The 20,188-nt window shown below is 59.0% G+C and carries 11 protein-coding genes; 5 read left to right on the plus strand and 6 right to left on the minus strand.

Annotated features, from left to right (window positions below; translation table 11 throughout):
- Positions 1-19 precede the first annotated feature (19 nt).
- The 3 genes from I2B62_RS06115 to I2B62_RS06125 all read left to right on the plus strand — a co-directional run bounded on the left by I2B62_RS06115 (position 20) and on the right by I2B62_RS06125 (position 6,145).
- Positions 20-1,252, plus strand: a complete 1,233-nt coding sequence (locus I2B62_RS06115) for an arginine deiminase (protein ID WP_195268108.1) — start codon at positions 20-22, stop codon at positions 1,250-1,252.
- Positions 1,253-1,382: 130 nt separating this feature from the next.
- Positions 1,383-2,828 (plus strand): SH3 domain-containing protein, encoded by a 1,446-nt coding sequence (locus I2B62_RS06120; protein ID WP_195268109.1) that lies wholly within the window; start codon positions 1,383-1,385, stop codon positions 2,826-2,828.
- A gap of 668 nt (positions 2,829-3,496) precedes the next feature.
- Positions 3,497-6,145: a hypothetical protein gene (locus I2B62_RS06125; RefSeq protein ID WP_195268110.1), complete on the plus strand. Its 2,649-nt coding sequence runs from the start codon at positions 3,497-3,499 to the stop codon at positions 6,143-6,145.
- A gap of 64 nt (positions 6,146-6,209) precedes the next feature.
- On the opposite strand, the gene I2B62_RS06130 is transcribed toward I2B62_RS06125, so the two are convergent.
- Positions 6,210-6,626, minus strand: a complete 417-nt coding sequence (locus I2B62_RS06130; RefSeq protein ID WP_195268111.1) for a hypothetical protein — start codon at positions 6,624-6,626, stop codon at positions 6,210-6,212.
- Between the two features lie 227 nt (positions 6,627-6,853).
- On the opposite strand from I2B62_RS06130, the gene argF reads away from it, so the two are divergent.
- Both argF and I2B62_RS06140 read left to right on the plus strand, forming a co-directional pair.
- Entirely contained in the window at positions 6,854-7,879 is a 1,026-nt protein-coding gene (argF, locus tag I2B62_RS06135; protein WP_195268112.1) for an ornithine carbamoyltransferase, read from the plus strand.
- 78 nt (positions 7,880-7,957) lie between these two features.
- Positions 7,958-9,442, plus strand: coding sequence for a phosphomannomutase/phosphoglucomutase (locus tag I2B62_RS06140; RefSeq protein ID WP_195268113.1), 1,485 nt, complete (start codon positions 7,958-7,960; stop codon positions 9,440-9,442).
- Positions 9,443-9,963: 521 nt separating this feature from the next.
- On the opposite strand, the gene I2B62_RS06145 is transcribed toward I2B62_RS06140, so the two are convergent.
- The 5 genes from I2B62_RS06145 to I2B62_RS06165 form a co-directional block, all read right to left on the minus strand.
- Positions 9,964-13,410: a S8 family serine peptidase gene (locus I2B62_RS06145; protein ID WP_195268114.1), complete on the minus strand. Its 3,447-nt coding sequence runs from the start codon at positions 13,408-13,410 to the stop codon at positions 9,964-9,966.
- A 118-nt stretch (positions 13,411-13,528) separates the two neighbouring features.
- A complete protein-coding gene (locus I2B62_RS06150) occupies positions 13,529-15,433 on the minus strand; it encodes a sensor domain-containing diguanylate cyclase (protein WP_195268115.1) in 1,905 nt (634 codons plus the stop codon).
- A 32-nt stretch (positions 15,434-15,465) separates the two neighbouring features.
- Complete coding sequence (locus tag I2B62_RS06155; RefSeq protein ID WP_195268116.1) at positions 15,466-17,481, minus strand: sensor domain-containing diguanylate cyclase; 2,016 nt, start codon at positions 17,479-17,481, stop codon at positions 15,466-15,468.
- Positions 17,482-17,715: 234 nt separating this feature from the next.
- A complete protein-coding gene (locus I2B62_RS06160; protein WP_195268117.1) occupies positions 17,716-18,945 on the minus strand; it encodes a GGDEF domain-containing protein in 1,230 nt (409 codons plus the stop codon).
- The gene (locus tag I2B62_RS06165) at positions 18,938-20,161 is read right to left on the minus strand and encodes a GGDEF domain-containing protein (protein ID WP_195268118.1); all 1,224 of its coding nucleotides are present in this window, start codon (positions 20,159-20,161) and stop codon (positions 18,938-18,940) included. The genes I2B62_RS06160 and I2B62_RS06165 overlap by 8 nt, the downstream gene beginning before the upstream one ends.
- Positions 20,162-20,188 lie beyond the last annotated feature (27 nt).

The following is a 20,188-nucleotide window of genomic DNA, read 5'->3' on the forward strand; positions in this document are numbered from 1 at the left end:
AAGATTGGAGAACAAGTGAATGGAAGAAAAGCTACTGAATATACAGTCGGAGATTGGAAAGCTGGACGCGGTCCTTTTACACCGGCCGGGTAAGGAGCTCGAGCGCATTGTGCCCAACGTGCTCAAGGAGGTTCTTTTTGAGGATATCCCCTGGCTGCGGCGCATGCAGGAGGAGCACGACGCCTTTGCGAAGGTGCTCACCGGGCGCGGCATCCATGTGTATTACGTGGAGCAGCTGCTGACCGATATTCTGGCAGACGCGGAGGTGCGCAGGTGCCTGGTGCACGATGTCATCGAGCAGAACCCCTCCTCGGGCAACTACATCGACGGCTTTTTGCAGGAATACCTGCTTTCCATGGAGGACTGCAAGCTGGCAGAATCGCTGATCGCCGGGGTGCTCCAGAAGGAGCTGGACCACGTAGAGCGGGAGCGGGTGCTCTCGGACTACATTAACGAGTCCGAGCCCTACGCCTTTTACATGAACCCGCTGCCCAACCTGTATTTTATGCGCGACCCGGCGGTCACCATCGGCGACGGCATGAGCATCAGCTCCATGGCCACCGAGGTGCGCAAGCGGGAAAGCCTGTATATGCACTACATCTATAAAAACCACCCCCTGTTCGCCTCCTGCGGTGGAAAGACCTATTACGAGTACGACAAGTTCTTTTCCGTGGAGGGCGGCGATATCCTGATCCTGAGCCCCACCGTGGTGGCGGTGGGCTGCAGTGAGCGCACCCAGGTGCAGGGCGTTGAGGAGCTGGCGAAACGCCTGTTTGAGGACAAGCCCGAGCTTGAGGGCGTGCTGGCGGTCAAGATTCCAAAGGACCGGGCTTTCATGCATCTGGACACGGTCTTTACCATGGTGGACTACGACAAGTTTACCGTGTATCCCGGCATTCTGGACCGTGTGGAAACTGTGATGATCCGCCGGGGCAGCGGAGGGCACCTGCGTTACGAGCATATTGACAGCTTGAACGACGCCCTGAAACGCGCTCTGGGGCTGACGGGCATTAAGCTGATCGAGAGCGGCGGGGGCAACCCGGTGGCCGCTGCCAGAGAGCAGTGGAACGACAGCACCAATACCCTGGCCATCGCGCCGGGGGTCATCGTAGCCTATGGCCGCAACGAGCGCTCCAACGAGGTGCTGGCCCAGAACGGCATCGACGTGATCAGCATCGAGGCCTCCGAGCTGGTGCGTGGCCGCGGGGGCCCGAGGTGCATGACCATGCCCCTTAACCGTAATAAATGGTAAAAATCAGTAAAAACCGCAGATATCAGTTACTGCGGTTTTTTCTTTTGTGAAACCGGTAGTCATAAAGCATTATCTGTTATATAATAGGGACAGGTATGGAGGGAGGATTGTAAACAAGGAGAGATAAAGAGTGAAAAAGAAGAAAATTATCAGCATCCTGCTGGGCGTGCTTTTAGCGGTATCCTTTACGGCCTGCGCGCAGTCGGACAAGACGACGGAAACGGCCAGTGAGGGTAGTGTGGACGGTGTTCTCAAAAGCTATGCCAGCGGCACCCTGGTGATGACCCGCGGCGACCAGACAGAGCTGAGCTTTGACCTTTCAAAGGCGACCGTAAGCTGTAAGAACATGCTGTCCGGCGACAGCATCACCATCCTGTACGACGGAACCATTGACGGCACCGACACCAGCGGCGTTACAGTGACCGAAATCAAGGACAACGGCTCCCCGGCCCCGAAGGAGCAGACCCTGGTGGGAACCGTTATGAACCTGACCCAGCATTCGCTGACCCTTAAGGAGCCGGATGGGACGGAGTATACCTTTACCACCGCCGGAGCCCGGCAGGTTTACAAGAACGGCATTGAAAATGGCAATTGGGTGCAGGTGAAATACGTGGGCGAGCTGAACGGAAACGATGCCGCCGGCGTTAAGGTGCTCGAGATTGTGGACAATGACGAGAACATCAAGAAAGCCCAGGAGCCGGACAAGGTAGCGATCAAGGCTGCGGACGAAAAGGTATGGGCGACCGACACCGTACACGTGCGGGAATCCTACACCACGGATTCCAACGTGCTGGGCGACCTGGCCCCAGGCAATGAGCTCACCCGCACCGGCGTGTGCGATAACGGCTGGTCCAGAGTCAACTACAACGGAAAGGACGCCTTTGTCTATTCCCAGTATCTGACGACCACACAGCCTGCCAGTCCAAGTCAGCCCGCTCCGGCCCAGCCGCAGCCGAGCCCGAGCCAGCCGGCCCAGCCGAGCGCGCAGCCGACGCCAAAGCCGACGCCCGCCCCGACATCAGCGCCAGCCCCCGACCCCACAGCGGCACCGACACCGGAACCCACGCCGGAACCGACACCAGAACCAGCGCCCGACCCAACACCGGAGCCCACGCCAGAGCCCACACCAGCGCCTGAGGTCAAGACCCTCACCGGCTATGTGGTGAGCTACGCGGACGGCGAGCTGGTTATTTTTGCCAACGGCGCAGATTATCCGCTGAACGTGACCGATGCCCAGCACAGCTACGCCAACGGTATTCTGACCGGCAATGAGGTCACTGTTACCTATACCGGCGACCTTCAGGCTTATGAAACCGTGGTGGTGCTGAGTGTGAGCGATTCCGAGCTGAATACCGGCGACCGGTCGGTGATCACGGGTGTGATCGCGTCAGCCTCCATGAACACCCTGGATCTGACCACAGACGATAACACAGAGATTACCTTTGAAACCATGAACGCGGAGGTCAACAGCCAGAATTATCAGGTTGGGGCCCGCGTCAGCGTGACATTGGACCTGTCCCAGACCGTGGACACCTCCAACATTTTTCACGCCTTAAAGGTGGATGACGCGCAATAGCGTTTTTAAAGAGGACGTATGAAGCGTTCTCCTAACCTGGCAAAGAAGAGGCGCGGCCAAGACTGCGCCTTTTATCCAGATAAGAAAAAAGGTCCAGGCGCTGCGGTAAACGGCCATGAATCGTGCCGTGTTTCCGGAACAGCCGGACACTGGAGAGAGCAAGCATCAGCTTTAGAGATGAAGAGACAGGTGTGGGGGCAGAGCCCGCAGGCCGCTTTTTTCTTCCTTAGGTAAAAGGCTTCGTCTCTCGAGGCTTTTTGACGCATTAAGAGGACGTATAAAGCGTTCTCCTAACTTGGCAAAGAAGAGGCGAGGCCGAGACTGCGCCTTTTATCCAGATAAGAAAAAAGGTCCATGCGCTGCGGTAAACGGCCATGAATCGTGCCACGTAACCGGAACAGCCGGACACTGGAGAGAGCAAGCATCAGCTTTAGAGAAGAAGAGACAGGTGTGGGGGCAGTGCCCGCAGGCCGCTTTTTTCTTCCTTAAGGTAAAAGGCTTTGTCTCTCGAGGCTTTTTGACACATAAAGAGGACGTATGGAGCCGTCCTCTTTTTTGTGTCTGAAATTCTTGAAGCTTTCTTGAATTATTATTTTTAACAGGCATGTTAAAATAGAATAAAATTCATAAAGCTTTTCCTGAATAAGGGAAAGATATGGGAGGTAAAGATGAAAAAGAAATTCAGAGAGCGTTTGCGACGTATCCTGTCCGCAGTGGTTATTCCGGCGGCGCTGGTCTGCTCAAGCGTTCCGGCCCTTGCGGAAGCAGCCCCTGCCGCGGCGGCGGAGGAGCCGGCGGCCAGCCAGAATACGGAAGCGGTACCAGCCGCGCGAACGGCTGATTCCGCTGTGCCAAACGCGGACAGCGCCCTGGCACAGAGTGTGGAGGACGCTTTAAAAGGAGCCGACGAGTCCGAAGCCCCGGCAGCGGCAGCCACGCCGGAGAGCGAAGAGGCTCAGGCGGCGGGAACGCCGGTGTGCGCTGTGGCCACCGGGGCCCAGAGCCGACAGGCGGGCGCGGAGGTCACCTACGATACCCTGGAGGAAGCCTTTGCTGCCATAACAGCCGGGCAGACCGCCACCATTACCCTGACCGGGGACGCGGTGGTAGAGAATACCATTGTGGTTCATGGCAAGGTGACCCTGACGGCAAGCGGCGACTATACGGTCAGACAAAGCCTGGAGACGGCGTCGCGGAGTTTGTTTACCATCATGGAGGATAACCAGCTGACGGTTGACGGCGGCGGCCATAATATTACACTGGCAGCCCCGGAAGAGATCGGAGGAGGGGTTATTAATGTCTGGAACAACAGTGTCTTAAACCTGAAAGCCGGCGTCACCGTTGAAAACTGCGATATTAACGTGAAAAATGACGCCAGCCTGAACGTGACCGGCGCGGTGATCACCGAGACATCAGACAAGGAGAATCCGGCGGTTGTGGGCATTTCGGACAACGCAGCCCTGAAAGCCACGGGCGCGGCCCTGCCAATTGTGGGTATTTTGGATGAGAACGCCGCTTCTTTTGACGGCTGCCAGGTATTTGCCATTGCGAACTGCAGCCCGAACGTGCAGATACACGGCTCGTCGGTCGGCACGATTGAAAACCACGGTACGGATCTGCGGATCAGCGACTCGTCGGTCGATAACCTGTTAAACATCGTACTTACCGCCCAGTTTACCCTGTCTGGGAAAACCGATATTGCGTACATCATGCTGGCAAAAAACCCCATCATACTCGCTGAGGATTTCAGCAGCAGCGTGGTCAGCAGGGTTTACGCGGCCTATCCTTTAATATTTGACAACCCGGCCGTGTTGGCCGAGGCGGTATCGGGCGCGCTGAGTCCGGAGGCGGCCAACTGCTTTTGTTATCAGCTGGAGGGGAATAGGGACGCACAAACCTACACGCCCTATCTGAAGAACGGCAGGCTGGAAACCGCCAGCGTGACAAACACCAATGTGTCGGTCAGGGTCGAGCATAATAATTACCCTTACACCGGCAGAGACCCCCAGGCCGAGGGCGGGCTCGGCAAGGTTACCATCACAGTGACGGACGAGGACGGCAAGGTGGTTACACCGGCTGCCGACAAGCTGACCACGACCTACACCCACTATTCGGATGTGCTTGAGACGCCGCCGACTATTCCGGGGGATTACTCGCTCAACGTGAGCTACGCCGGCGAGGAAAACCGCGATACCCAGACACTCACCCGCGGCAGCTCAGACGCAGCCGCCTTCATCATCACAAGAGCTGAGCTGAAAGGCGCTTTCGTGAGCTTCCCATCTGAGATTTCCGTCTCCCAGGGCAGTGTGTCCGCGGAGTTCAAATCCGCAGAGGGCATTGACGCCGCTCTGCTGAAGCTGAGCTACACCTGGACCCTCACCGATAAAGACGGGACAGCCGCCGCCGTCAACGGCGATACCCTGGAGCTGACCAAGGCGGATATCGGCAAGACCGTTCAGGTCACTGTCGAAGATACCAGCGGTTTCTACTATGATGCGGTCACCAGCAGCTCCTTTACCATCGGCGGGGTGGCTACCAGTGTCCGGATCGACGGGCTGAGCAATGATCCGGGTTCCAATTACTTTGAGTCCAACGACGCCCTGCAGGCTCTGCTGGCAAAGGACCGGGCCGTCCTCGTGACCTACCTGGACCCGGACGGCTATCAGAACATCGCCTGGGACAAGGACGAGATCAGCCTGGAGTATTACAGCACCGAGGATGACAGGCGGCTGGAGCAGGCGCCCACCGAGCCGGGAACCTACAGCCTGAGTGTGGCCTTCACCCCGAACGCCGCCCATGAGGCTGAGGACCTCCGGGGCACCCGCGTCTCGTACACCTATACCCTGATGATGCCCACCACCACCGAGATCAAGGCTTCAGCCCTGAGGGACAGCTACGACGTGTCGGATACCCAGGGCCTGGAAAAAGACCTGCAAAAAGCCACCACCGTCAGGGATAAGGACGGCCGGATCCTCAAGGTTGACCAGGACAGCGGCCTGCTGAGCTTTGAAGCTTACAGCGATGCAGAGGGAAAAAACACCGCCCAGACTCCCGCGGCGGGCACTTACTACGTGCGCGCATTCTACAACCGGGATGGCCAGGAAAAAGCCCATATCGCGAGCAGCAGCGGGCTGGTGAAAATCACGCTGACCCAGAGCGGCGCCGGCGGAGACACCACCAGTACCACTACGGGTACTAACACGGGCGCCGCCGCCGCTAACCCGGTGACCGGCACACCCGCAGGCGCAGGCATGTCCCTGCTGCTGTTGGCGGTGCTGGCCGGCGGGTCCGTACTGGTCCTTAAAAAACGCAGCTAAACAATGAAAAAACCCCCTGTGGCGTGCGCCGCAGCGGGTTTTTTTAATCCGGGAGGAAAACAGATTAGGACATGGGCAGGGAATCCCGGTTCAGCTTCGCGCCGTAAATGTACAGGCCCGGGACCACCAGGCCGAGCAGGGCGTAGAACACTGCGGAGGCGGTAAAGCCCGCTCCGGCCATGTTCACGATGGCGGCCAGGATGGAAATAATTAAGACAACAATACCAATTTTAAAGCATCCGTCCGCTTTGCCTGCTTTGTTACAGTTCTTAATCCCCATTACGCCCGCGATCAGCTGGATAATGGAGGCGATGAGGTACATGACCGCGATGGCGGTCACAGAAATGGCGCCAGCGCCGCTTCCCTGATCAAAAGCAGCAACGCCCATCAGCAGTGAGAGCAGTCCGTAGCTCACAACGCCGAGCAGGCCCCCGATGACCAGCAGAATGCCTGTGACCTTTAAATAATTCTTTCCTTTCATTTTGTTTCTCCTTTTTTTGATTTTAATGATATTTACTCTAAAGCAATATATAATTTATTATAGTATAATGAATCATTCAGAACAATGTTTTTACCATAAACGTTTGTTTTTTACCGGATTAAAGGACGCTGTCCGGCCCTAAACACCTGCAAACGATAAAACATTGCTTAAAAACAGGGATTAGGGTAAAATAAAATCAAATGATACGAAAATGAGGAGGAATTCCGATGGGGATCAATTTAAAAGGCCGTAATTTCCTGACACTCAAGGATTTTACGCCAGAAGAAATAAACTTTTTGTTAGACTACGCGGCCGCGCTGAAAAAGAAGAAAAAAGAAGGCCGCGCGGGCCGGCTGCTGGCCGGAAAGAACATTGTGCTGCTGTTTGAGAAAACATCTACCCGTACCCGCTGCGCCTTTGAGGTCGCCGGGTTTGACGAGGGCGCCTGCGTCACCTTTCTGACCAACAGCCAGATGGGCAAAAAGGAATCCATCGAGGACACCGCCAAAGTGCTGGGCCGCTTTTACGACGGCATCGAGTTCCGCGGCTTTAAGCAGGAAACCGTGGAGGCTCTGGCCGAGTTCTCCGGCGTGCCGGTCTGGAACGGCCTGACCGACACCTACCACCCGACCCAGATTCTGGCCGATATGCTCACCATTCAGGAAAACTTCGGCGGGCTGGCGGGCCGCCGCCTGGTTTATGTGGGTGACGCCCGCAACAACATGGGCAACTCCCTGATGATCGGCTGCGCCAAGCTGGGCATGCACTTTGTGGCTGTCGCGCCAAAGGTGCTGTTTCCGGAAGAAGCTCTGGTCGAAGAAATGCGCGCTATCTGTGAGGAAACCGGCGGCAGCATCACCCTGACCGACGACATTCAGGAGGGCGTTAAGGGCGCGGACGCCATCTACACCGACGTATGGGTCTCCATGGGCGAGGAGGATCAGATGGCTGAGCGTATCGAGCTCTTAAAGCCCTATCAGGTCAACGCCGAGATGATGAAAGCCACCGGCAACCCGGACGCCATCTTCCTGCACTGCCTGCCCTCCTTCCACGACCTGAACACTGATGTGGCAAAGGACGTGCACGAGCGCTTTGGCCTGACCGAGCAGGAGGTCACCGACGAGGTGTTCAGAAGCCCGGCCTCAAAGGTTTTTGACGAAGCCGAGAACCGCATGCACACCATCAAGGCCGTCATGTGCGCCACCCTGGCCACCAACCAGGTGGACGCGGACGGAAAGCCCATCGTAGACTGACGAAATCAGCCGGCGGTCTTAGAGGATCGTTTAGAAAAACAAAGCAACCAGTTCTTAACACATAAAACGGAGGGAATTATGGAAATACAAAACATTACCAAGCTTCAGAACGGCTCGGATATCCGCGGGATTGCCATGGAAGGGGTCGAGGACGAGCACATCACCCTGACGCAGGACATGGCCATGAAGATCGCCTATTCTTTCAGTAAATGGCTGAAGGCCAGAACCGGAAAGGACAGCCTGAGCGTGGCGGTAGGGCGGGACAGCCGCCTGACCGGCCCGAACCTGGCCCAGGCAGTCTGCCTGGGGCTGGTTTCGGACGGCGGCCATGTGTACGACTGCGGCATCGCCACCACACCAGCCATGTTCATGACCACCCTGGACCCGGAGATGGACTGTGACGGCGCGGTCATGATCACGGCCAGCCACCTGCCCTTTAACCGCAACGGCATCAAGCTCTTTACCAGGGACGGCGGCCTGAACAAGGAAGACATCGCCGAGATTCTGGAGCAGGCAGAGACCATCGTCACGGAGTTCGCTGTTGGCGGCAGGCGTGAGGACTACGCCTTTATTCCGAAATACGCGGCCAATATCGTGCAGATCATCCGCGAGGCCACCAGGGAGGAAACACCCCTGTCGGGTGCACGCATCATCGTGGACGCGGGCAACGGCGCAGGCGGCTTTTTCGCGGAGGGTGTGCTGGCGCCGCTGGGCGCGGACACCCGGGGCAGCCAGTTTCTGGAGCCGGACGGCCACTTCCCCAACCATATCCCCAATCCGGAGGATCCGGACGCCATCGACGCGATCCGGAAAGCTGTGGTCGACAACCAGGCCGACATGGGCATTATCTTTGACACCGACGTGGACCGCTCTGCGGTCATCGACGAAAAGGGCGACGCCATCAACCGCAACGGCTTTATCGCGTTTATTGCCAGCATGCTGCTGGAACAATATCCCGGCAGCACCATCGTGACCGACTCCGTGACCTCCACGGGCCTCACCGAGTACATCGAGGGCCTTGGCGGGCACCACCACCGCTTTAAGCGCGGCTACAAGAATGTCATCAACGAGGCAGTCCGCCTGAACGAGCACGGCGTGGAAACCCACCTGGCCATGGAAACCAGCGGCCACGGGGCCATCCGGGAAAACTACTTCCTGGACGACGGCGCTTACCTGGTCACCATGGCGCTCATCAAGTTTGCCCAGCTGCACAAGGCAGGCAAGCCCTTATCGGTTTTCCTGAAAGACTTGAAGGAGCCCGCGGAGGCGAAGGAATACCGGTTCAAGATCGGGGCTGAGGACTTTAAGGCCTACGGCCAGGAAGTGCTGGACGGCTTCCGACAGTTTGCCGAGGACCAGCCTGGCTGGAGCATTGTGGAGCCCAACTTTGAGGGGATCCGCGTCAACTGCGGCCAGGACGCCGGCAATGGCTGGTGCCTGATGCGCATGTCTCTCCACGACCCCATTATCCCGCTGAACATCGAATCTGACGAGGTGGGCGGCTGTGAAAAGATCAAGGCCGCCATCGACACTTTCTTAAAAGACTACACAGAGCTGAAATAGTAAAAAGCCTGCCCGGTTATAGGGGCAGGCTTTTTTATGTCGGAAAAGTGGCACAGGGCGGGACTGCGCCTTTTATCCAGACAAGAAAAAGTGACCCGGCGCTATTGTTAACGGCCAGGAATCGAGCCGGTTTACCGGGACAGCCGGACATGAGTGAGAGAGGGGATAAACTTTAGTGAAGAAGATATAAGCGGATGGCAGTGCCCACAGGCCGACTTTTTCTTGCTTAGGTAAAAGGCTCCGTCCCTCGGAAAAGTGGCACAGGGCGGGACTGCACCTTTTATCCAGACAAGAAAAAATGACCCGGCGCTGTTGTTAACGGCCAGGAATCGAGCTGGTTTACGGGGACAGCCGGACATGAGTGAGAGAGGGGATAAACTTTAGTGAAGAAAATATAAGCGGATGGGCAGTGCCCGCAGGACGACTTTTTCTTGCTTAGGTAAAAGGCTCCGTCCCTCGCGGGTTTTTAAAGTTTAAGCCTGCCCGGTTATGGGGCAGGCTTTTTTAGTGGATTAGACGGCTTAACGGGCGCGTTTTTTCTGGATCAGGGCGGCGGACAGGAGCAGGGCCAGCAGGATGGCGCACGCGGCTGCGGGGCCCTGACTGGATAGGATACCGGTGCCGGCGTTTGACGGAGCCGGCGCTTCAGGTGTCGGGCTGTCCGGGGCGGGGTTGTCTGTGGGAATGGGGTTTTCTCCGGCCTGGGGGATGGTTTCCACCGCGGTGGAGCGGAAGATCATCTCATTCTGTGTGGTCGGCGAGCTGCCGAGCACATAGAACTGCCCGTTGTAGGCTGTGCCGGCCAGCTCGAGTACCAGATCCCCGGCCATGCGCTTGGGGGCGGGGATAAAGCCTTGGGTGCCTGAAAAGCTCAGCTTCCAGGTGTCGTAAAGCTTTTGGTCGACCTTTCCCTGGGCGCCGGCCAGCAGGACACCGTCCTTGACTGTGCCGGCGGTGTACACGGGCTTATCGGTGCCGGCCGGCGGCATAATATCCTGACGCAGAACCGTCGCGGCTCCGTTATTCAGGGCCTCGAGGGTCGTGTTGGTCACCATGTTCTGGGCGGTCTTATCCCAGGTAAAGCCACCGGTCAGGTAGACGGTGCCATCCTCGCTGTAGGCCGCTTTGCCAAAGGCACGTCCGCTTTCCAGGGTCCCGGTTTTTTTAAACTGTCCTTTATCGGGACGGATGCTGTAGATGTTGCGGGTGAACAGCTTGTCAAAATCAATGCCGGCAGCGTCCACACTGGTACCGCCGATGGTTTCATTCACGCGCTGGATAAGGGCTTCGGGGCTCTGGGCCGCCGGGCTTCTGAGCGCGCTGACCGTGCTGGCCGGCAGGGTGTCGGTCAGGCTGCTGAAGTCCATGCCGCCCGCCAGCACAAGGGTGTCGCCGCTGCAGGCGATGACCGGGCTCAGCAGGGGATTGAGGGCGTCGTGCTCAAAGAGCTCCCAGCGGTTGGTTTCGGGCGTATAAAGGGCCAGACAGAAATGGTTGTTGTCACTGCGCAGCGCTGTGGTCACCAGCTTGCCGTTCCAGGTGCAGGTTGAATCGGACAGGATAAAAGCGCCGCTGTTTTGGGTCGACAGCTTTTCCCAGGTTTTGGACTGGAGATCGTAACGCCAGACCAGGTTCTGCTGGGAATCACTCGTGACGCCCAGGTAGTACAGCTTTCCGTTCAGGGCGGTCAGGCTCTGGCCGGTCATGGTGTAAAAGTCATGCTGGTCTTTGACATCTGGCAGGGGCAGGCTGTTCTCGTAAAAGAGGCCGCTGTCAAACAGCTCAAAGACCTGGTGGCCGGAGAGGCCCCCGGCAGCGTGCGCCTGTGTCACCGTCACGGCTTTCTCGCCGCCGGCAAAGCCCTGGGGCAGCCGGATGCGCAGCAACGTGTCGCGCCATTCGAGAATATCCTCCGCGGTGACCGGGGTGTTTTCAATGGTGACGGTGCCGGGCTGGCTGCCAAAAAAGTACCCGTCGATGACCAGCTCGTTTTCGGACTCACCCGGCAGGGCACGGTTGAGCACCGGGGCGGGGCTGGCGGTGTTCTTCAGGCTGGCATAGCCGCCGGAAACCGAGGTGCCGCTCAGGTTTGTGGAGGGCTCGGCGCTGCCGATGACCCGTGCGGCCCGTTTGGCAGCGGAATCCTCAGGGTAGCGGGCCGCCAGAAGGGCGACCTCACCGGTGACGGCCGGAGCGGCCATGGAGGTGCCGGAGCTGTCCGCGTAGGGCACGCTCTGGCTTCCGGCGCCGATGGCGTCCAGGTAAACAAGGGCGGGCAGGGTGACGGGGTTTTCCGGGCTGGCCATGTCAAGGACATTGACCTCAACCTGAATTGTAAAGTTTGCCCAGTCGGTGTTTTCAGGCAGAATAAAGGTGTTGTCGGTCCAGAGGCCGGCCATGTCCTGGGCCAGGGGCTGGTCGGGCTGCGCCGCGTTGTACAGGGGCACGAACTCGCCAGTGGTGCTCTGAACAGAGGCGCTGACAGCCAGGATCACCGCGTCCGGCGAATGGCCTGCCGGAATATCGGTAAAGGCCGGGACGGACAGGTAAGCCGGCTTCTGGCCAAGGCCTGAAAGGTCCTCAGGCTCACTTTTGATACCGGCCACGTCGAGGGTTTTATCGCCCACGGCCACGGTGGTGGTCCCCAGCCTGAGGCTGGACACCCCATCCCGGGCATAGCTGTCCCGCACGACCTCGGTGGTCTGGTCCGGGTAGAGCGGCTCAAAGTGGAAGCTTGGGGTCTCCTGGACCTCAAAGCCGTTGTAGAGGGCGTTGTCGTCTGCCAGGCGGGTTTTATAGCGCGCCATGGACATGGGGTAGGTGGACAGAATGTTGACGCCCGGGGCGGCGATGTCGGTGCTTCGGGCCCCGTAGTTGCTGAAATAGGCCATTTTGCCGCGGTTGTCCAGGGCATTGACGGCAATGACGTAGGGGTTGCTCTTAAGCCCCCAGACGGTGGTGCTGTTTTCATCGCAGTTGGTGGTCTCGTTGCCTGAGGCGAACACGCTCACCACGCCCAGCTCGCCCAGGGCCGTGATGGCCTCGTTGAGGGCGATGCCGCTGTACTGGCCGCCCCAGGAGTTATTGACCGCAGCCACCTTGACCCCGGCCCGGCAGGCGGACTGGATATAGCCAAAGCCCTTCAGGATACTGGCCGAGGAAAAAGCCCCGGCGTCGTTGCCGGATTTCACGGCCATCAGCCGTGTTTTGGCCGACGCGCCGCTGGTACCGTGGCCGTTCCAGCCCGCGGCGATGATCCCGGCGCAGTGGGTGCCGTGGCTCATGTCGTCCATGGGGTCGGTCTCATCGTAGGGATCGCCCGCGGTGTTGGTGCCTGCGGCGTTGTAGCCGTAGGTTCCGCCGCCGATGTCCATGCCCGCCGGCCTTGTCCACATGCTGGCGGCCAGATCGGGATGGGTATAGTCGATTCCGGTGTCCAGCACCGCGACGACGGTTTCTGCGCCGCTGGCTTCCGGGGTCTCATTCCAGCCCTCAATGCCCATATCCATGCCCGCGGCGCCGCCCAGGGTACCGGTGTTTTTATAAGCCCACTGGTAGGGGGTCATATCCAGGTACTCCTCGATGGCCGTGGCCGCCGGAGCTTCGGACACGCTGAACGAATAGTTTGGCTCGGCGTAGAGCACCGTGCCGCTGCTTTCCAGCGCGTCGATCAGCGCGTTGGTGGAAAGCGTTTCGGACCGCACCAGGGCAATGGCGGCGCCTGCCGCTGAGGCCTGGTAATCTCTGCTGTCAGCGTTTTCAGCTTTGGGCGTGGTATTCAGGTCCATGAGCAGGTCCATATCCGAGAGCAGCGGCGACGCCATATCGCGGCGCAGGCTTTCCGGCTTCAGGCAGACAATGGCCTCTCCCTCGGCATAGTCTGCCGGGGCCTGTCCCTGGGCGCTGACGGGCGGCATGGCGCCCAAAAGCAGCAGGGCTGTGAGTAAGCAGGATATCAGTTTTTTCATTTTCGTCTCCTTGTATCCATCAGAAATTTTAATCATTATATCATGCCGTAATATTTTTTTCAATTATAATATAAAAAAAGCAGGAGGTGAAAATTCGCTCCTGCTTTTATTAGTGTGTTTACTGATACAGTTGACAGCGGTTTTTTCCCTTTGCCTTGGCCTCATAGAGGGCCACGTCGGCGTTTTTATAGAGGGTGTAGAAATCCTGTCCGGCTTCGGGGCACAGGGCCACGCCGATGCTGGCGGAAACCGGCACGGTTTTGTCGCCGTCCTGGTGCTGAAACCGGAGGGCAGACACCAGCGCCTCGGCCTTTTTCCGGACCATGCTGCCCGTGGCGGCCGGAATAAAGACCAGGAACTCGTCGCCGCCGATGCGCCCGACCACGTCGCCGGGGCGGAACTGGGCTTTCAGGGCCTCGGCGAAGCGGGAGATCACCACGTCGCCGATGGCGTGGCCAAAGGTATCGTTGACCTGCTTGAAGTCGTCAATATCCACAATGAAGAGGGCACCGGCGGCGTCCGGGTGCCCGGTCAGCCACTGGCTGACCTGCTCCTGGGCCGCGACCTTATTATAGAGGCCGGTGAGGGCGTCGCGCTTCATCTTGTCGGACATGTATTTTTCGTGCTGCTTTTCGTCGTCGATGTTCTGCCGGTACACAAACATGCGCACAGACTGGTCTTCCTCCCAAAGGAAAATCTGGGCGGTGATGCGCATCCAGTAATAGCTTTTTCCGCCGTCCTTGGTGATCATGAGCTCATAACGCAGCTTTTCGAGGCCGTCATGGTAGGCTCTCAGCACCTGCTCGGGCCCGAAGGTGGACAGGTAGCCCTCGCGGTATTCGGCCTTGATCTGCTTTTCGGCAATGATGGTGAGGGCTGTGGCGTAGGAGGCGGTATCCCTCGGGACGCCCAGGCTCTCAAAGTAATCCTGGGTGGCGTCGCTGGCGGCGCGGTCATGGGTGATGTCGATCTCGTAGATGTTTTCGTAGATTTTCTGGGTTTCCTCTTTAAAGATGGCGGTGTGCTTCTTTTCCCGCTCCAGGGTCAGGCTGACGATCCGGGCGTTGTAGCGGCGGATGATGCGGGTGGTGAGGAGGAGCACCAGGCCGATGACCAGCAGCACCACCAGCATGCCGACCACCAGCTGGAGACGCATCTGGGACCGGAGCGGGGTGATGTTATTGTCGATGATGAGGGTCCAGTTCATGTTGGGAATGTAGCGGGAGACAATGTATCCCTCCCGCGTGGGCGAATTGTACCAGAAATTCCGTTCGCTCTGGCTGTCCAGGGCGAGGTCGTCCCGCAGGCCGCCGTAGCCGTCCTGGGAAAACAGGTTGACGGCCTCGTAGCCGGTCTGGTCGGTCGAGAGCTGGATGGTGCCGGCGGAATCGACCAGAAAGGCCTTGACGGCGTAGTCGTTCTCGTATTCTCCAAAGATTGCCTGTAAATAGTTGACCTTGAAGCCAACGCCCACCACGCCCATGACCTGGCCGTCCGCGTCCTTGATCTTGCCGTTGATAAACACCGTGACCTCGTTCTGGGCGGCCTCGTCGTTATCGACGTTGGGGGAGCAGTCGTCCGGTCCGTTTAAAAAGCTGTAGTACCAGACGTTTTCCGGATTGTCCGGGGCCAGGGTCCGGTCGACGCCGTCGAAGTGGTAGTAATGGTTGGTCTTGGTTGAGACCAGAAAGACCGAGTCGTACTGGTAGGTCTGCTGGTAGGCGCTCAGGTAGTCGCGCATGGTCTGCACAAAGGCATCGTCGCCGGTCTTTTCGGTTTCCTGAGCCAGAAAGTCCTTGAGCAGGCTGTCGTTGGCCATGGTCAGGGAGATATTGATGGGCTTGGCGAAAATCGAGTCGATGTTGTGGTAGATGCCCTCAGAGGTCAGCGATGAGATCTGCTCCACGTCTTTTTTGAAAATGCCGTTGTTGGAGCGGTAGCTCACAACCGCGACGGCGATAAAGCCCAGGATGATGATGACGCAGATAAAGCAGTTTGTTTTGAGTAAGGTATCTTTTTTCATAGTATAGCTCTTTTCTGAAAATCGGATGCTGTCTAGGTGCAGAACACCATGCCGTCCCGTCCCCGGTGTTTGGCCTCGTACAGAGCGCTGTCGGCCTTTTCGTATAAGGTCTGAAAGCTTTGGCCGTGAACGGGGAAAAAGGCGACGCCCATGCTCACGGTGAGCTCAAGCCCGGGCCCGTGCAGGCCGCGGATGCGTTCTCTGAAAATATTCAGGCGTTCCTGGATGATGGCAGGGTCTGAAAGCCCCCGCATAAAGATCATGAATTCGTCCCCGCCCAGGCGGCCGGAAAAGTCGTTGCTGCGCAGGGTCTCGGACAGGGCCTGTGCTACCTGCTGCAGCACCGTATCCCCGAAGCGGTGGCCGCAGGTGTCGTTGAGCTCCTTGAAGTGGTCGATGTCGAGAATGATGAGGGCGTGGCTGGCGGCCGTGCCGCGCCGCAGCACCCGGCTCAGGCGTTTGATCATGGCCGCCCGGTTGTAAAGCCCGGTGAGCGGATCGGTCTGGGAGAGCTTGCGCAGCTCCAGGGCCCGCCGCTTGGCGCTGTCAATGTCCTGGATCAGGGCGAAGAGGCGGATGGTGCCCTCAAAGGGATCGACGATCAGCTGTACCTCGGCCTTTCCCCAGAAATAACCGTCGCCCGAGGGCTTAAAGCGCCGGTGCTCCAGGCTCAGCTCATTGGTGCCCTGGCGGTGCTGCTCCAGCAGCCGTGTCCGGTTAAAAAAACGCAGGTACTTTTTACGGTCCTCGGGAATGATGAAGTGCTCGGCAGTAAACCGTGTGAGGGCCTCCAGGCTTTTATGGCAGTCGGGCGGAATGCTGTCCCGGGTCTGGCCCTCAAAGGTTTCCAGCACGTCGGCGGTCAGGTTAAACTCGTAGTAGGCGATGCTGTCCTGGCGCATGCGCTGGTATTTTTTAGCCCAGCGCTCATAGGCCACCTCCCGCTCCCGCAGCTCGGTGCTGTCGTAAAAGGAGATGATGGCCGTGATGGGCTCGCCGGAGCTGCCGTAAACCAGAGAGTAGTCGGCGTTGAACCAGGTGTAGCCCTCTTTGCCCGGAATACGCATCCTGACAGAGGTGCTGCCCTTGGGCTGGCCGTCTAACATGCGTTTATAAAACTGGCGGTAGTCCTCCACGCTTTCACGCGCCAGCAGGCCGCTGCGGATGACGCTTTCCGGCACATCCCGGGTCACCGGGGTCTGCCCCAGCACCGCGGCAGCCTCCGGGTTCTTGATCATGGTCCGGGTTCTCAGGTCATAGCGGCCGATGTATTTATCCGCCAGGCTCAGGGCGATGCGGTTTTCTTCCTCGCTGATGCGCAGGGCCTCCTCGGCGGCCTTGCGGTCCGTGATGTCAAAAACCGCGCCGAACAGGGTGTTGTCCTCGGGGTTGTACTGGCAGCGCACCAGCACCCAGATGCTGCGGTTTTCCACGGTGCGGCCGCGGTTTTCGAGCTCGAAGTCGTAATTGCCCAGGGCGATGTGGGTGGTGATCTCCTGATGAACCCGCCCGAAGTCCCGGGGCTCGATGATGCGTTCACAGCTGACCAGCCCGGCGGCCTGGGCGCTCTCGCGGGTGTAGCCGTAGGTTTTGTAAAAAAAGGCGTTGGCGTAGAGCAGAGTGAGGGACGCGTCCACCAGAATTTTGAACACGCCGCAGGGAACCTTGTCGGCGTAGCTCATGGTGTCCTGCTTCAGGTAGCGTATGTCTATGAAATGGCACAGGCAGGCCGAATCCCCGGCCAGCTGGCAGGAAGCGCGGACCCAGAAGGGCGCGCCGCCCAGGGGTGTGAGCCGGAGCGCCGTGTTGCGGGTTTGACCCGGGGCCAGCGCGGACAGCAGCGCCTGAAAGCCGGAAAGGTCCTCCGGAGCGATGCAGGGCTGAAAGCTGCCGGGCAGGGCGGAAAGCCCCAGCGCCGCCAGAAGGCTGGGGTTCAGGTAGCGGGGCGTGAGGGACCCGTCCGGATAAAAGCAGGCGATGCCATCGGAGAGGCACTCAGGTGTGCCGGCAGACGGATTGCTTTGAAAATGGGGGGAATGGGCAGCCATGCGTGCATCTCCTTTACTGAATAAGATTAGCTCTATTTTATCATGAATCTGTTTGGGATACAATGCGCGGGGCAGCCGCTGAAAAGTAATATTCCGACAGAATCCGTAAAAAAGATCAATCTGCGGTGGATTGGCCTGATCTTTGCGAATAACGATATATAAGGAAGGGAACCCTGCCCAACCACAAAACGATCCCCGGACCGGCGGGCCTGGGAATCGTTTTTTTGCGGAAAATCAGGTTTTCGGGACAGCGCCGGGTCTTTTTTTATGCGCGTACATGCGGGCATCAGCCGCGGCGAAAAGGGCGTCCGGGCTGTCAAAGCCGGCGCTCTCGGCCAGGCCATAGCTCACCGACATGGCAAAGGGATAGCCGGACGAACGGCTCAGGTCCCCCAGCGTCTGGTTGACGCGCTGCAGGCGGCCGCTGACAGCCGGGATGGAGCTCCCGGAGAAGATGATCATGAACTCATCGCCCCCGTAGCGGAACAGGGTATCGCGGCCCTTCCGGCAGACGCCGCGCAGGGTCTGCACCACGGTGAGCAGGTAGAGGTCGCCGGTGTCGTGCCCGTGGTGGTCGTTGACGGACTTCAGGCCGTCCAGATCCAGAAAGCACAGGCAGAAGGGTAAAGCCTCCGAGTACAGGGCCTCGAGGGTCTCCTGGGCCTTCTGCCGGTTCAGGCAGCCTGTGAGCGGATCGGAGGCGGCAATGCGGTTGAGCTGCTGTTCCTCCTGCTTTTTCAGGCGCAGCTCTTTGATAACCTGGCGGTTGAGGGCCCGGTAGCGGTTCAGCCGGCTGATGCGGGCCGCGTAGCGCATGGCCAGATACAGGCCCAGCAGGGCGAAAACCCCGGATTTCAGGCCCCACAGCTTGAGCACCAGCCGGTTGTCCGGCAGGGAGAAGATGAGCAGGTTGAGCACCAGGTACAGATAGATGGCCACGCCCAGCCGGATCAGAAAGTTCTTCTGGCCCGGGTCCTTAAAGAGCATCCGGATACCCTCGCTGCGGTGGCCCACCCGGTGGGCCAGGTAGAAGAAAAGGCCTGAGAACAGAAAGCCGAGGCCGACCGGGTAACGCTTCAGGTTGTCGATGTCCTGGCTGGCGTTTGAGAAAACCGTGAGGTGCAGGCCCGTCAGAGCGGCGACCAGGCAGCGGAACGAGAGGTTGAGCGCCAGGCCGATGATCATGCTGATCAGGGCCAGGATCACGCCGTCCCGCAGCGGGCAGCGGAACAGCCAGAGCAGCTCAATGAGCACAAAAACCGCGTAGAGCAGCCAGTTGGCCATCAGGTCCAGCATGAGCACAGAGCAGGCGAAAAACAGGCTGTAGTTCAGGAAAAAGCACAGGACAATCCAGCCTCTCTTCAGCCTTTTTTCAAATACGGTTTCCGCGTAGCGGAACAGCTGCCAGTTCTGATAAAAATAGATGACGCCAATGGCGAGTGTAGGCAGCAGCACGTTATTCATGATCATCCTCCCTCTGGCGGTGCCGGGCCGCCTTGTCGGCATACATGGCCTGGTCGGCGGCGCGGATGAGCTCCCGGGCACTCTGGTTTCCGCCGCTCCGGGCCTCGGACACGCCAAAGCTGAAGGAGACACCGAAACGGCCGCGGTGTCCGGCCTCGATGCGCCCGCGGATGGACTGCACGCGCTTTTGAGCGTCCGCTCCGGTGCAGTCCGGCCACAGCGACAGGAACTCATCGCCGCCGATACGGCCCAGGAGGTCTGATTCGCGCAGCTCGGCCTGGAAAAGGGCAGCGAAGTCTTTAAGGTATTGGTCGCCGGCCAGGTGGCCGCAGGCGTCGTTGATCTGCTTCAGGTGGTCCAGGTCCAGGTAGACCAGGGCAAAGGGCTCGTCCTGCCGCAGCAGCAGCTCCAGGTAATCCATGGTGTAGAGCCTGGTATAGGCGCCGGTGAGCGGATCGTGGTAGGCAGTGTCCCGCAGGGTCTGGGTGCGGGTCTCCTGCCGGAGACGGCTGGATTCCAGCCGGGCGTAGGCTGCCTCCAGGTAGCCCTGGCGCCGGATGGTGCCCAGCTGAGTCAGGAAAAAGCCCAGCATGAGCAGGAGCAGCAGGCTGCTCCCGATCAAAAACAGCGGGATGGTAAGCACTGGCAGCTCATAGCGGCAGGCGATGCTGTCAATCATGACAAAGGCCACAGCCAGAAAGGTGAAGGCCGTGAACAGCCGGGTTTCCTCGGAGGGGTCGTCCTGCTGGTAAAAGCCGTAGTAGTCCGGCCTGCGGAACACCAGCCACTCGGTCGCCAGGCTGAGGAGCAGCAGCAGGTCCAGACTGGCAGCGCGCAGCGCGGGCGAATGCAGCACCGCGGGCACGTTGACGCCGGCGGCCAGGGCGAACAGGCCCAGGAGCACCAGACAGACCGAAAAATGAACCAGAAAATCCATGTTGACAAACAGCCAGTTAAGCCGTCCCGAGCCCGGAAACCGGGAAATGCGGATAAACTTCAGGCCGTAGAGCAGCGCCCCGAACAGCGGCAGGGGCAGCCCGAAAATGGCCATGCCGATGTAGAGAAAGGCTCCGCAGGCCAGATAGCACACGCTGCGGATGCCCACCGCCGGAGCGCCTGGGGGTAAGGAGCCCAGAACGCCCAGATCGTTTAAGGCGATGAGCGCGTACAGCAGGATCGTGATGATCAGCAGGGACAGCACAAGGGGGTCAAGCATAAGTCAGCTCCTTTACCTGAATAAAAG

The sequence above is a fragment of the Eubacterium sp. 1001713B170207_170306_E7 genome, assembly GCF_015547515.1.
Taxonomy (GTDB): Bacteria; Bacillota; Clostridia; order Eubacteriales; family Eubacteriaceae; genus Eubacterium.